This is a genomic window from Bacillus sp. AY3-1 (assembly GCF_008368785.1).
Taxonomy (GTDB): Bacteria; Bacillota; Bacilli; order Bacillales; family Bacillaceae_G; genus Bacillus_A; species Bacillus_A wiedmannii.
In genome coordinates this window covers 712,539-725,880 of the sequence record NZ_QORZ01000016.1, presented here as the reverse complement: position 1 = coordinate 725,880, position 13,342 = coordinate 712,539, and the positions used below count along the sequence as shown (strand labels likewise).

Sequence of the window (13,342 nt, the reverse complement as noted above, 5' to 3'; positions counted from 1 at the left end):
AATATATGAGAAATTGTTAAGACCATACTTTATATACTCTATTCAACATTATTCTACAAATGCCTGCATAGATCCAGCAGTATAGAAAGCTCAGAATAAATATTAATAGAATAATTTTTATATCCAAAGTTGTATGAACAGTAGGACCTAATACAGGAAATCGAAAGATATTAAGTACAATTATAATACCTAGAAGTAGACATATTGCTGAAAAGGAAACAATCAAAATCCTTCTCTTGAATTGTATAAAGGATACTCCTAACGCTATACCTAATAAACCTGTAGTAAAAGGAAAGACAATTAGTTCGCTTGGCTCAATAATAAATAATAGGAGAATAGTAAGAATGTAAGAAAGTATTCCCGTGCGAGTAGAATAACAAATAGCGAAAAATATAGGCAGCGTCGCAAAAGGACTAATAAATAAGCCTATACCAGGGATTAGGTTCCCGGCAGATTGAAAAATAGCAGCAAGTGAACCGAGTAACGCTGTAATCACTAACCTCTTTGCTGGCGTCATCTTTCTTTTATGAACAAAATTCGCATCATGCGCGATCATCGGTTGATACCAATAGTTTCTAAAGTGATTCATCAAAATCCCCCTAAAGATATCTAATTTATCACTTTCTATTTTTATTCATACACTTATTGTTTATTTGTTACCTTCTAAAAGGAATCAATCATTATACAATAGACGATTATATAAAGAATGTATCTGAAAGTTTTTATCATATCAAGGAACGATTTCAAAAATAGTACCTTTGTTAAAATCCGTTACTTTCATAGAACCATAGACCCCTAAATATAATCTAGTTTGATCTAAATTTGTTCCCAAACTCATATCAAAATCCGCTTGCGTACCAAAATCATAATCGATTTCAATAACATGAAAGTCAGTATGTTTACCATGCGTACCAGCTCTAGAATAAGCTAACGCACCCTTTACTGGAGACTGAGATTCTTCTTTCTTAGCAAGGTCAGTAAATACGACGCTACCTGTTAAATTTGGGATTGCAGTCCCCATATATGGTTGAACTCCTGTAAGTGAAGTTCCTCCAAACTTATCCGGTCTGGAATCTTTATGATAATAACTTATTAGAGGTTGAATACGATTTACTGATGTTACTATTGTTTCATCATAATAAGCCGTTATCCTCTCATCCAAAGTAGGATTCTCAGAACAGTGCCTTATAAAAGAAGTAGGTAATTCCCCTTCCCATCCTCTCCACCCAAAATTAATAACTCCATATTGATCAGGAGTATCTCTCATTAAATGGGTTTGAACGATTTCGGTAACTGGTATTGATTTATATAGAACAAAAGAAAAAATAGACTCTACAATATCTTGTCCGACGTTACCGGCATATTTGATATATTGATTATGCAACCTTTGAAATGAAATACCTGTTATATTACGTACGCCTTTTGCAATTAATGTAAGAGTTTCTTGAATAGATAGAGGAAGTTCATTAAAACGTGTAACTACTGGAGGATTATTTATGGACGTATTTTTACTTACATCGATTTCAATTATTTTACCCGCTATTTCTAAATCATCCTGGCTTAAATTAAACGGATCATAGCCAGAACCACCATCTCCATTAGTAAAAACAAGTTTTCCAGTCTCAGGTGAAAAGTTTAAGCTATTTACGCCGTTATGATTAAAAAATGGCCGTTTTATATTAAGTAATGTTCTTCGCTTTTGAGGTTGGCCATTTGATTGTAAAACCCATTCTTCAACTGTATCAATATGATCATATTGAGTATCTCTATTTGTCCACTTTAAATTTAAAGTTTTCGGGTCACAAGGATTCGGTTTAAATTGTTCTGAAAGCGAACCTGGTCCTTGAGTTCCAGCCATTGAATAATGAAGGTAAAATAAGCCGTTATGATTAAATTGTGGATGGAACGCTAGTCCCAGCAATCCGCGTTCATCATAACCGCTATTAGAAACACCTTCTTCAAATGTACCTAATTTAATAATTCGGTGACGAATATTTAAAAATATCTTTATATCTCCGTCTCCTATGTAAAAAACCTCTCCTAATTGAGTTGCGATAAATAGTCTTTCGATCGATTCACCTGGAAGTATAGCTGTTTTCAATACAGTCGGTAAATTTACTTTATGAACGATGGGCCGTAAACGAACCTTAACTTTTGTCAATTAACTTTACACTCCTTGTTATTCTTTTTAATAGAAGAATATGATGAGAGTAGTTAAATTAGTATCAAAACTATAGACGTAAAAGTGTGATATCCCTGTTCGTACAAGTCTGTTTTCTACTTAGCATCAATTAACTTACATTCCTTTTTATTACATTTTTGATATAATATAAGTATAAAATATAAATTAGGGGGACAATTCATGGCAATCTTACTACAAATCATCGTACCACTTATATGTGCAATATACTTATTTACCCTCTATCGTAATAGTACTATTGGAAAAGCTGCTTTTCTCTTAGCAGTCGTTATTGGGATTTTCGGTTTAGAGAATATCTTTCAATATGCTAGTTTAACTGATCATACTGTTTATCCATATTGGGGTAGTTTGAAGGCTGTAATCTTTATTTTATCAGTGGTGTTTTTATTCAAAAGAACCCCCACTCCATTTAATAATTAACAATTATTCATGTTTATTTAAAGCTTATTTTCAGAAAGAGGTTATGCAATGAGAGCACCATATCAAGTATTAATATTTCCTTATATAATAATTGAAGATTCTATTCAATACGCTATTTTTAACCGAAGTGATTATGGTTATTGGCAAGGAATAGCTGGTGGTGGAGAAGATGGTGAAACTCCTATTGAATCAGCAAAACGAGAAGCGTTTGAAGAGGCTGGTATTATAAAAGAATGTCCCTATATAAAATTAGATTCTGTTTCTTCACTACCTGTAGAGGATGTAGTCGGAGGATTTCTTTGGGGAGAAGATGTTTATGTAATAAAAGAATTTTCTTTTGGAGTTAAAGTTTCTACAAAAAATGTTTCATTATCTAAAGAACACTCCAATTATAAATGGTTATGCTTTGAGGATGCAGTAATGCTTTTGAAATGGGATAGTAACAAAACAGCATTGTGGGAATTAAACAAAAGGTTATTAAAGCAATTAAAGTATTAGCTATAAATAAAAAAGATTAGGAACGAATCCTAATCTTTTTTTGTTATTCAATTGCACCAGCAACGTCATAATCGTTTAAATCTAATTCAATTGGTTGTCCGAGTGCTAATTTAGCAAGTTCTGAACCTAAATATGGACCAGCTGTTAAACCTGAAGCTCCTAATCCGTTTGCAACAAGAATACCGTCGAAGTTAGGAAGTGGTCCGATAACAGGTAAGAATCCTGGTGTAAATGGTCTAAACCCAACTCTCGTTTCAAGCATAGTACCATCTTCTAAACCAGGTGCAACTGTTAATGCTTTATGGAATACTTCATGTAAACCACCTGCTGTTATACGATGATCGAAGCCAGTTTCGTTTTCATGAGTAGCACCAATTACGACATGACCATTGTCAAACGTTAAAATGTATTGATCGTTTGGCGGCATAACAACTGGCATATTTTCGGTTGCTGTATTTTCCGTTTGCAAATGAACAATTTGTCCTTTTTGGAACGTAACTAAGAAATTGATTCCTAATGGATTCAATATTTCATTCGCCCATGCCCCTGCAGTTACAATTACCTTTTCTGCTACCATTGTTTCGTCATTTACTTTAACTCCAATAATATGATTACCTTCACGGACTAATACTGCGTCTCCTTTTATAAAAGTTGCGCCATGTTTTTTTGCAGCACTTATTAATGCGTTACGTAATGATCTTCCGTTTACTCGTGCAGCGCCACTAATATGAACAGAACTGTATTCTTCAGATAATGCTGGGAATAATTTTTTCGTTTCTTCAGCTGATAAGCGAGTGATTTCACCAATCTCTGGTGCATCTTCACGTCGTTTATAAGCGCGCTCTTCCATTTTATCTAACTTTTTCTCATCAGTATGTAAACTAATTGCACCTACACGTTTGTATCCTGTATCCGTTTCACCGTCTGCTTCTAATTGCTGAATTAAAGAAGAATAGTAACGTGCACCGCCTTTAGCAATTTTATACCACGCTTTATTACGACGCTGTGAAAGCCAAGGACATACAATACCAGCTGCTGCATCAGTTGCTTGCCCTAATTGTTGTCGATCAACGATAGTAACATTCGCACCTGCTTTAGCAAGATGATAAGCAGTAGACGCTCCTAAAATACCAGCTCCAACTACAATATACGATTTCATTTCAAACACCTTTTCTCTTTTGCTAATTATTTAAATATAAGAACTTACTTTAGTATACTGAAAGGAATCCTTTTTTCAATGTGCTAAGCGTAATTAATTGTTGCATCATTGTGATTTTCCTAACCATTATTTTTTCTTTTTGCGGAATAATTCAATTGTTTTATAGCCTTGTGAAAGAATTTCAATCATTTTCTCAAGACGTTTGTCACGTGTTTTTTCTTGTTTTACAGAAAATAAATTACGCGCCCAATCTTTTTGATATCCAGGTGTTAAACTTTGATAAAATTTAAGTTCATTTGGATGATTAACTAATAATGCTTCAACATCTTTAATACGATCTGCATAATCGGCAACACATTGACTCATAGCAGGCGTTTTCTTCTCTTTTTTCTTTTCACGCTTTAAACCCACTACAGTAAAGACATCATCCATACTTACCATTCGTGCAAATTTAATATCACTCTGTCCTACATACCCATCTTCGCCAACGTTTAACGCTGGAAACATCTCATCACGGTGAATAAACGTACTGTAACGAGAATTACCTTTTTTCGGATATGCGAAGAATATGTAGCCTTTTTCAATTAATAATTCTTCATTACTAATAATATAATTCGTTTGTTTCACCATTTCATCAAGTGTTTCTACAAAAATAAAAATGGCATCGTGTTCTTTTGAAAATGCAGTTTCTTTTCCTGTAAAAATGTCATAATCACTAGGTTCATTCATTACGACCATATTTGTATACTTATTAAGTTTCAATTTATCAATAATTGACATAAAAATCTTCCTTTACATTCAAAATTCATTGTACATACTGTTCTAGTGTATTATATCTATTAATAAAATCAAACTTTAATAGTTATTTTAAATTAAAGTTAATAAAATAGCCGATTCTGCGTAAGAATCGGCTAGCTATTCGTTTCATCTCAACTCAATAGCAAATAAAGTATTTAATAGCTCTCTATATTGATCTTCTGTAATTTCACATTTTATTTTTTCCCCATTAATCATTTCAGTTAAACTCGTATTCGTTAAAGAGACATGGCCATAGTCCGTTAATTTCACTGCAATTGGTCCCTTATTAAAAATAGATTTCTCATCTTCTATTACTCTTTTTTGAACATCGTTCACTACTGTCTCATCAATGATACGATTATAAAAGGCATGACAAACTTTCCACTCTCCGTTCGTATCTTTTCTTTCTAGAACGTAATTTCCTTTACTTGTGTCTCGTTTTCTCACTCGATACGAACCATTTTTAGAGGAAACAGGCTCTTCAGTAAAAGGTACAGGGATTAAAGGTACTAAGGAAGCAATACCTGCATCAATTAAGTATCGTTCGTTAGCATACTTTAAAATAATCGTTATATGTCCATCCTCAAGTGCCCATGCATTGATTTCATTTTTATATACGGTTCCAAGTGCAAGTTGTACATCATAACCACAATCTTTTAAAAAGTAGTAAAAAAGAGTATTTAATTCATAACAAAGTCCGCCGCGAGATGTAGTTAAAATTTTATTCTGTAAATTCTCCATAGTAATTGTATTCGCATTGCGTGCTATAACATCTAAATTCTCAAATGGTATAGTGTGTGCAAATGCAAAGAGAATTGTATTTAATTCTTCAAACTTCACTTCAGTACGGTTTGTAAGATTCAATCTTGTAAACAGTTTGTATTGTAGACTTGTCATATTCAGCACCCCTTAACATTTATAAGTTAAAATAGTATATGCTAATTGTAAATTTGATGGGGTACTGAAACAATGTACATTTCGTTTAACTGTACCGGTACAAAAAGTCTAATTCACAAGATTACTTAAGAAAAGAAGCTACAAATACAAATGTAATAGTTTATCTATAGGTAAATTATTATGATCGCTTAAATCAACAAAATAATGAAGTTGCCACATTTGGCTTTTTTTCGCTTGGTTGCTAACAGGGGTATCCCAAATTGGATAAACTCTCATAGCCATCTTCCCTTTTTGACTTTGCGTTTTTAATATTTTTTCTTTAAGAAGAATTTCTTTAGGGAAAATAAATTGTCCTAGTTGATTATCATCTATACAAGTGATAACTAATAAGTCAGGAGCAGCGTCATAAGGAAATGCTTGATTTTGCATATTGTCATCTTTCTCCCAAAAAGAAACAAATTGCCCAATTTTATTAGGGGTAATTTTTGACTTTCTAAAACGAATGGTTTTGTTATTTAAGTGAAATAAACATCCTACATATTCTGCGTTTTGCTTTTCTTCTTTTAGATTCGTAATCATTAAATTGTTAGGTTTGTAAACTAAATTGTTTAAATTTCGGATTGTATCATTAAAATTGTACAAGAAAACTCCCCCTTTATTCATCTCTTAGTTTACCACAAACATCAGTTCTTATATGGTGTAAATAATACGCGATGTGAAAAAGGGGAGATTTTACTGGGGTATTATTATTGCTTTAATGTACTTAGTTTTTCAATTGCTTGTTGTTCAGTTGCTAAGAAAAAAATGTCTTTTCCTTTATTACATTCATAAATAAAATCCTTTAAGCTTTTACTAGTATACATAGAGAAATCTCCAACGATAGTAAACTTTACCTTGTAGTTTATAAACTTTTGAAGAATATCGCCCGCAAGACGTGTCTTTAGATCAAAGAAGTCTTCGCTTATTAAAGATTTTGGGATAATAATATGTTTCGCATCTACCTCATATTGAACTGTTGCTATAGTATCTAATGCAGATTGAACATCGGATATTAATACCTTATCGTTTCTAATGACCGCAATATTGATTCCATCGATTACTACTTTCTTTATCTCCATAGTCCCACCTCTTTATAATTTACACAGTATGAGTAAAATTGTTTTACAAAACTTTGTATTAATCATAGATTAAATTAGCCGCAGCTATTAAAATCGCCTCTATTTTTTATTGTAAATATCTATTTTTTATTATTAATACGGTCAATGAAATTAATGATAGTTTCTCTTTTTATATTTTTGAATATATATATGAAATTGCTTTTACTTGTTATAAAAATATTGTGGATTAACATAACTTAACAAACTATCCAAAGTGTTAATCTCGGCATATGGTTGTATTTGGGTAGTATTCTTGATTCTCTGAGGGTTAAACCACACACCTTTTATATTTGCATTTTGAGGACCAGCAATATCCTTTTCTAAGTCATCTCCAATAAATAATACATCTTCTGGTTGCACATTAAGCTTATTTAATGCTAGTTCGAATATACGTTTATCAGGTTTACTCAATCCTACTTCTTCAGAAATAATAATCGTATCAAAGTAATTGTTTAAATTCGTGTTAATTATTTTAGCTTTTTGTCTATGCGTTGAGCCGTTTGTTATAATTCCAATTTTAAAGTGCCTCTTTATATGATTTAAGAAATGAATAGTATTTTGGTCTATCGAAAAACATTTAGGGAAATTTAAATTCCAAAAATCCTGGATATAATCGCGTGGCAATCTATATTTCGGCGCGAATTCATCAAATAATGATTCTAAAACTATCGTTTTATCACTAATGCCGTATTCCCTTTTATCGTATTCTTTGAATTTCTGTAACATATTGTTTTTGACTGTATCACTAACACCCTCATAACACTTTTCTAAAACTAATAAAAACAAGTTATCTACTGCTTTATCCCTATCAAGTAACGTATCATCTAAATCAAACAGCATCGCTTTATAACCCATCAAATAATTTCACAACCTTTCTCACATGATTTAAATAATCCCTTGTTCGCACCTTAGGCCTTTACTAAATTAGCAAAAAAACTAAAAAGTTTGTGGCGTACGCTCTAAAATTTCGCTGGCTTCTTTTATATTTAAATTCATCTCCCTTTCCCCTTCTAGTAAAGTATCGAAAGTATATTTTCAAACAGTTTAAAAAACTACATGCAATTTACATTATTATACATTAGTTTTTTGTAAATATTAATCGTTTAGCTTTTTATATAATAAGTTTTTTCAAGCACACAAATATTTCTCCATAAAAAAGGAATATGGGTAATAATACTTTTTTATGGAGAATACACAATCTTGAAAATGGAGTTACTACGTTAAACGTCCTATGAAGTTTCCTACTGTATCTCCACATAAACTACAGATAGTACGGCTATAATGACTACCAGAGGTGATATTATGAAAAACTATCATATCCTCGTGGTTGAGGACGATCAAGAAATTCAGGAATTAATTAAACAATTTTTAATGACACAACAGTATACAGTGGTAGTTGCTTCAGATGGACTAGAGGGTATGACACAATTTAATAAGCAATCCTTTGATTTAGTTCTTCTAGATGTAATGATGCCCAATCTTAATGGATTTGAAGTTGCTAAAATGATTCGAAGTCAGTCAAACATACCAATTATTATGCTAACTGCGTTAGAAGAAGAGGAAGATCAAATGAAAGGGTTCGATCTTGGGATTGATGATTATATTACAAAACCCTTTTCGTTTCATGTTTTGATTAGACGAGTCGAAGCTGTACTTAGAAGAAGTTATGATAAAAATGTAAATAATCATTTAGTATTCAAAGAAGTGCGCATAGATGTTGATGCATATAGAGTATATGTAAATGATGTTGAAATTTTGTTAACGACAAAAGAGTTCGAAATTCTACAACTACTATTTCAAAATGAGAGAAAAGTACTTACAAGAGAAAATATCGTAGAAAAAGTTTGGGGATACGATTATTTTGGAGAAACACGAATAATAGATACACATATTAAAAATCTACGTAAAAAACTAGCTATCCCCTATATTAGAACAATAAAGGGTATTGGTTATAAAATTGATGAATAGAATTGTAAAAATCATGAAGATGAAGCAAATTACTTATAAACTCTTTATGACTACATCTCTCATTTTGTTATCCTTTGCAGTGTTGATTTATTTAACTTTATATTTCTTTCTCCCTACGTTTTATGAGCAATACAAAACAGATCAACTTCAAACAGGGATAAAAGAAATAATTGATAAATCCAAAGATCTTACGTTTCAAGATGCGATACCACTTTTTGATGAATACGCAAAAAAAAATAACGCGATGCTTTCGCTTCAAAATAAAGAAGGAATAATTATTTACTCGCCTTCATTTTCTTTTATTCAAAGTGGTACACAAACAACAGTAGTTACTAAAGCAGCACGATTTGAGAATGCAGGTACCATTAGCAATTCATATAATGTTACGGAACCAATTCAATTCCAAGATGGTAGTTTAACGCTTGTAGTGTTCGCAACATTTCAACCGATTGATGAAGCTTCGCAAGTATTAGCGCGCTTTCTCCCCTATATTAGTATCATTGTGATTGTAATTGGTATAGGGAGTGCTTATTTCTATTCCAGGTTTATTACAAAGCCACTTATTTATATTAATGAGGGTGCACAAAAGATGGCAAATTTAGATTTCTCCGAAAAAATTGAGGTTCGCTCCACAGATGAGTTAGGAGAATTATCTAATAGTTTGAATGACATGTCTATTAACTTACAACAAGCTATGTTTGATTTAAAAAAAGCAAATGAGCAATTAAAAAATGATATTGAAAAAGAAAGAGAAATAGAAACAAAACGCAGAGAGTTTTTTGCGATTGTAGCACATGAATTAAAGTCCCCTCTTACTGTAATGAAAGGATACTTAGAAGGGATGATATACAATATTGGCCCTTATCAAAATCGTGATCAATATTTAAAGAAAAATCATCAAATTATTGAAAGTATGGAACAACTAGTTCGTGAAATTTTAAGTATGTCAAAGTTAGAACAACACACTTTTAAACTAAAAATAGAAGAAGTTAATCTTTCAAAGTTAATAGGTACAATCACAAAAGATCTTGAATTTTTCGCTTCTCAAAAAAGCATCCAAATAATAAAAGAAATTGACTCTGACCTTTCTGTTTATACAGATCGTGTTCTTTTTGAAAAAGCATGTAAAAATATTATCCATAATGCAGTTATGTATTCACCACATAATGAAAAAGTCTATATAAAGTTAAGTAAGGATTCTAAACAAGGTCAAATTAAAATGCAAATTATAAATACAGGTATCAATATTAAAGATGAAGATATACAACAAATTTTCAAACCATTTTATCGAATTGAAAAATCTAGGAATCGAAATACCGGAGGAAGTGGTTTAGGTCTATATATTGTTAAACAAATTCTTGAAAGACTAGATATAAAGTATTCTATAAAAAATATGGAACATAGTGTGCAATTTTGCATGAACATTCCTTTATCTAAACAACAAACAAACAAACTCCCCTCTTAGTAGGACGAGTTTGTTTGTTTTTGTAGCAAGTATAATCTTATTAGGAATCAATAAGGGGGACTTTTCGTTTTTTAAGCTCTTTATTTCTACCATCCAACTTTATTAAGTGGAGTTCAAAAAATGGAGTTTGCGATGCTTAAAAACAAAGTTAATAGATATGTTAAAAACCTTAATCATAAATGGAACAAATGTGTTACTTAGATTGTCTATTACGTATAAAAAAGGTATTCTTGGTAGTCCTCTCATTTTGTAATGCAAGAAATACAAGAGAAGTGCTATCCAGTGCATTTGTTAATTGTATAGGTATGTAAAATACTTATACAAAATCCATATATTCTTGAAAGAGGTTGAAAATGTATGATAGTTTCAAAGAAGGTTTTTCACATTGCACAATATAAAAAGATGCTACCTGTAGTATTACTTTCATGTGTAATGCTTATAAGCTGTTCCAATAGTAATATTCAATCCGAACCATCGAAACAAACCAAACAAGAAAATATAAGTAGGCATTCTTTTGTAAAGCTTGAAAAAGAATATGATGCTAAACTTGGTATTTATGCATTGGACACTGGTACGAATCAAACTGTTACTTATCGTTCAGATGAACGCTTTGCATACGCATCTACCCACAAAGCCCTTGCTGTTGGAGCACTGTTACAAAAGAAATCAATAGAAGATTTAGATCAAAAAATTAAGTATACCAGCAAAGATCTTGTGAACTACAATCCAATTACAGAAAAATATGTAGGAACAGGTATGACTCTGAAGGAGCTTGCAGATGCTTCCATTCGATATAGTGATAATACTGCACAAAATCTTATTCTTAAACAATTAGGTGGGCCAAGTGAATTCAAAAAATCACTAAGAGAAATAGGAGATTCTGTTACAAATCCTGAACGTTTTGAACCAGAATTAAATGAAGTGCAGCCAGATGACACTCGTGATACTAGTACCGCAATGGCATTAGCTACTAGTCTTCAAACTTACGCGCTAAGTGATATCCTTCCAATTGAGAAACGGAACTTTTTAATAGATTTGATGAAAAGAAATACTACGGAAGACAACTTAATCCGTGCTGGAGTTCCAGCAGGATGGGAAGTAGCCGATAAGACTGGCTCTGGGTCTTATGGAACAAGGAATGATATCGCAATTATTTGGCCACCAAATAAAAATCCAATTGTACTTGCGATACTTTCTAATCATGCTAAAGAGGATGCGAAATACGATGATAAACTTATTGCAGACGCAACTAAAATAGCGTTAAATGCTTTAAAAATAACGAATAAATAATTACTCCTACTTTACGGTACTTATATTTTGAAAGACATACACGTGTCTAAACGCTAAGAAGTATTAGTGAATTTATCCGAATTAATCAATATCGAATAATAAGTATCTCTTGGTAAAGGTTTACTATATTTTAAATGAGCAAATACTTTAGTATATATAGCTTTTGAGTAATCAAATTTTCGTTTTTTGAAATATAGTATACTGTATTGGAAAAGAGAACCATCCACTATATTTGTCGAATCACTTTTATTTTGTCTAATATTCGGTACTTAGTTTTCTCCAGACTGATATATTATACATACAACTATTCTAGAAAGGTGATGATGTTATGTATGAACAACAAAATAATAGGGATAGAGATCAAAAAATGGTGTTTTCTATGCACGGAGTTCCCTCAAATAAAATTAACATGAATCAATTACCTAAATGGATTAGAATTTTTGGCTATTGTGCGTTTGGTTGGATGATAGTATTTAGTTTAATTATGATTGTAGGTTTAATTCTGCAATAACTATACAAATACACAGTTAAACGGGACAGCATTTAGATTATATATCTAGGTAATGTCCCGTTTTTTATGTGTGATTATCCCATGATATAGGTAACCAATTATAATAAAAAGAACTTGTAGAATATCCTACAAGTTCTTTTTCAAGTATTGTTAAAAAGGAAACAACAAACTATTTTAACATTCAGTACAGGGAGACCATTTTGATTATGGCTTGATTTTATTATATATCAAGTATAAGCTTTTGAAATGGATGGTTTTTGAAAATTATGTGAATTAAAAAGCTAAGATATTTGTATTAGATTTGGTTTACGACCAACTTCTTCTTACTTAAATACACTGCACGATCAGATTTTTTAGCAACTTCCTGTGAATGCGTTACAACAATAATACATTTATTCTCTTTATGTGCAAGTTCTTGAAACAGTTCTATAATATCCATCGCTGTTTCTTCGTCGAGGTTTCCTGTCGGCTCATCTGCAATAAGTAAATCAACATTACAAGATAATGCTCGAGCAATTGCTACACGTTGTTGTTGCCCACCACTTAGTTGCAAGACGTTACGTTTCGCTTCTACTTCAGTGAGTCCTACTTTCTCTAATAACTCTAATGCCCTTGCCGTCTTATTTTTCACTTTAACACCTGTAATTTCCATCGCTGTTAGGACATTTTGAAGAGCAGTCATATAAGTAATCAAATTATAAGATTGGAAAATTACAGATACATTTTGATTACGATATCGATCCAAACCAATTTTTCGAATATCTTTGCCATTATACAGTACATAACCATTTTTAGGGACATCCAGTCCACAACCTAAGCTTAGAGTTGTAGTTTTACCAGATCCAGATGGCCCTAAAATCGTGTAGAAATGCCCTTTTTGAAAAGAAAAGTTAACATTGTCTAGTATCGCTACATTTTTCCCATTACTTTCATAATAATAATCCAAATTTTTAAATTGTAAAATCGTCTCCATATTGAG

The 13,342-nt window shown here is 31.8% G+C and carries 15 protein-coding genes; 6 read left to right on the top strand and 9 right to left on the bottom strand.

The window, feature by feature from the left end:
* Nucleotides 1-16 precede the first annotated feature (16 nt).
* Nucleotides 17-589, bottom strand: a complete 573-nt coding sequence (locus DN389_RS15065) for a YybS family protein (RefSeq protein ID WP_149237326.1) — start codon at nt 587-589, stop codon at nt 17-19.
* Nucleotides 590-730: 141 nt separating this feature from the next.
* Entirely contained in the window at nt 731-2,161 is a 1,431-nt protein-coding gene (locus DN389_RS15060; protein WP_149237325.1) for a PQQ-dependent sugar dehydrogenase, read from the bottom strand.
* A gap of 201 nt (nt 2,162-2,362) precedes the next feature.
* Here DN389_RS15060 and DN389_RS15055 point away from each other — a divergent pair, with 201 nt between their 5' ends.
* A complete protein-coding gene (locus DN389_RS15055) occupies nt 2,363-2,620 on the top strand; it encodes a hypothetical protein (protein WP_060486781.1) in 258 nt (85 codons plus the stop codon).
* Nucleotides 2,621-2,668: 48 nt separating this feature from the next.
* Nucleotides 2,669-3,118 (top strand): NUDIX hydrolase, encoded by a 450-nt coding sequence (locus DN389_RS15050; RefSeq protein ID WP_088122279.1) that lies wholly within the window; start codon nt 2,669-2,671, stop codon nt 3,116-3,118.
* A gap of 43 nt (nt 3,119-3,161) precedes the next feature.
* Here the strand turns inward: DN389_RS15050 and DN389_RS15045 are convergent, their stop codons facing one another.
* From DN389_RS15045 to DN389_RS15015, 6 genes are all read right to left on the bottom strand, one after another.
* Nucleotides 3,162-4,277 (bottom strand): NAD(P)/FAD-dependent oxidoreductase, encoded by a 1,116-nt coding sequence (locus DN389_RS15045; RefSeq protein ID WP_060486860.1) that lies wholly within the window; start codon nt 4,275-4,277, stop codon nt 3,162-3,164.
* 126 nt (nt 4,278-4,403) lie between these two features.
* Nucleotides 4,404-5,057, bottom strand: a complete 654-nt coding sequence (locus tag DN389_RS15040; protein ID WP_088063640.1) for a YdeI/OmpD-associated family protein — start codon at nt 5,055-5,057, stop codon at nt 4,404-4,406.
* Nucleotides 5,058-5,201: 144 nt separating this feature from the next.
* On the bottom strand, nt 5,202-5,972 hold the full coding sequence (locus DN389_RS15035) for an arylamine N-acetyltransferase family protein (RefSeq protein WP_149237324.1): 771 nt from the start codon (nt 5,970-5,972) through the stop codon (nt 5,202-5,204).
* A gap of 138 nt (nt 5,973-6,110) precedes the next feature.
* Complete coding sequence (locus DN389_RS15030; RefSeq protein ID WP_149237323.1) at nt 6,111-6,614, bottom strand: MepB family protein; 504 nt, start codon at nt 6,612-6,614, stop codon at nt 6,111-6,113.
* A gap of 104 nt (nt 6,615-6,718) precedes the next feature.
* Complete coding sequence (locus tag DN389_RS15025) at nt 6,719-7,090, bottom strand: DUF4180 domain-containing protein (protein ID WP_149237322.1); 372 nt, start codon at nt 7,088-7,090, stop codon at nt 6,719-6,721.
* A gap of 201 nt (nt 7,091-7,291) precedes the next feature.
* Nucleotides 7,292-7,984: an HAD family hydrolase gene (locus DN389_RS15015; RefSeq protein WP_142954138.1), complete on the bottom strand. Its 693-nt coding sequence runs from the start codon at nt 7,982-7,984 to the stop codon at nt 7,292-7,294.
* Between the two features lie 447 nt (nt 7,985-8,431).
* Between DN389_RS15015 and DN389_RS15010 the strand changes: the two genes are divergently transcribed.
* From DN389_RS15010 to DN389_RS14995, 4 genes are all read left to right on the top strand, one after another.
* On the top strand, nt 8,432-9,097 hold the full coding sequence (locus tag DN389_RS15010) for a response regulator transcription factor (RefSeq protein WP_088122286.1): 666 nt from the start codon (nt 8,432-8,434) through the stop codon (nt 9,095-9,097).
* Nucleotides 9,090-10,562 carry a sensor histidine kinase gene (locus DN389_RS15005; RefSeq protein ID WP_149237321.1) on the top strand — a complete coding sequence of 491 codons (1,473 nt, stop codon included), beginning with the start codon at nt 9,090-9,092 and terminating at the stop codon, nt 10,560-10,562. The genes DN389_RS15010 and DN389_RS15005 overlap by 8 nt, the downstream gene beginning before the upstream one ends.
* A 357-nt stretch (nt 10,563-10,919) precedes the next feature.
* Nucleotides 10,920-11,852 (top strand): class A beta-lactamase, encoded by a 933-nt coding sequence (bla, locus tag DN389_RS15000; protein WP_149237320.1) that lies wholly within the window; start codon nt 10,920-10,922, stop codon nt 11,850-11,852.
* 328 nt (nt 11,853-12,180) lie between these two features.
* Nucleotides 12,181-12,363, top strand: coding sequence for a hypothetical protein (locus tag DN389_RS14995; protein WP_060486771.1), 183 nt, complete (start codon nt 12,181-12,183; stop codon nt 12,361-12,363).
* Between the two features lie 295 nt (nt 12,364-12,658).
* Here the strand turns inward: DN389_RS14995 and DN389_RS14990 are convergent, their stop codons facing one another.
* Nucleotides 12,659-13,336, bottom strand: a complete 678-nt coding sequence (locus DN389_RS14990) for an ABC transporter ATP-binding protein (protein WP_060486770.1) — start codon at nt 13,334-13,336, stop codon at nt 12,659-12,661.
* Nucleotides 13,337-13,342: the final 6 nt, after the last annotated feature.

Coding starts and splice junctions, on each gene's coding strand:
- DN389_RS15065 (WP_149237326.1), bottom strand. CDS start 589: ATGAATCACTTTAGAAACTATTGGTATCAACCGATGATCGCGCATGAT.
- DN389_RS15055 (WP_060486781.1), top strand. CDS start 2,363: ATGGCAATCTTACTACAAATCATCGTACCACTTATATGTGCAATATAC.
- DN389_RS15050 (WP_088122279.1), top strand. CDS start 2,669: ATGAGAGCACCATATCAAGTATTAATATTTCCTTATATAATAATTGAA.
- DN389_RS15045 (WP_060486860.1), bottom strand. CDS start 4,277: ATGAAATCGTATATTGTAGTTGGAGCTGGTATTTTAGGAGCGTCTACT.
- DN389_RS15040 (WP_088063640.1), bottom strand. CDS start 5,057: ATGTCAATTATTGATAAATTGAAACTTAATAAGTATACAAATATGGTC.
- DN389_RS15035 (WP_149237324.1), bottom strand. CDS start 5,972: ATGACAAGTCTACAATACAAACTGTTTACAAGATTGAATCTTACAAAC.
- DN389_RS15025 (WP_149237322.1), bottom strand. CDS start 7,090: ATGGAGATAAAGAAAGTAGTAATCGATGGAATCAATATTGCGGTCATT.
- DN389_RS15015 (WP_142954138.1), bottom strand. CDS start 7,984: ATGGGTTATAAAGCGATGCTGTTTGATTTAGATGATACGTTACTTGAT.
- DN389_RS15010 (WP_088122286.1), top strand. CDS start 8,432: ATGAAAAACTATCATATCCTCGTGGTTGAGGACGATCAAGAAATTCAG.
- DN389_RS15005 (WP_149237321.1), top strand. CDS start 9,090: ATGAATAGAATTGTAAAAATCATGAAGATGAAGCAAATTACTTATAAA.
- bla (WP_149237320.1), top strand. CDS start 10,920: ATGATAGTTTCAAAGAAGGTTTTTCACATTGCACAATATAAAAAGATG.
- DN389_RS14995 (WP_060486771.1), top strand. CDS start 12,181: ATGTATGAACAACAAAATAATAGGGATAGAGATCAAAAAATGGTGTTT.
- DN389_RS14990 (WP_060486770.1), bottom strand. CDS start 13,336: ATGGAGACGATTTTACAATTTAAAAATTTGGATTATTATTATGAAAGT.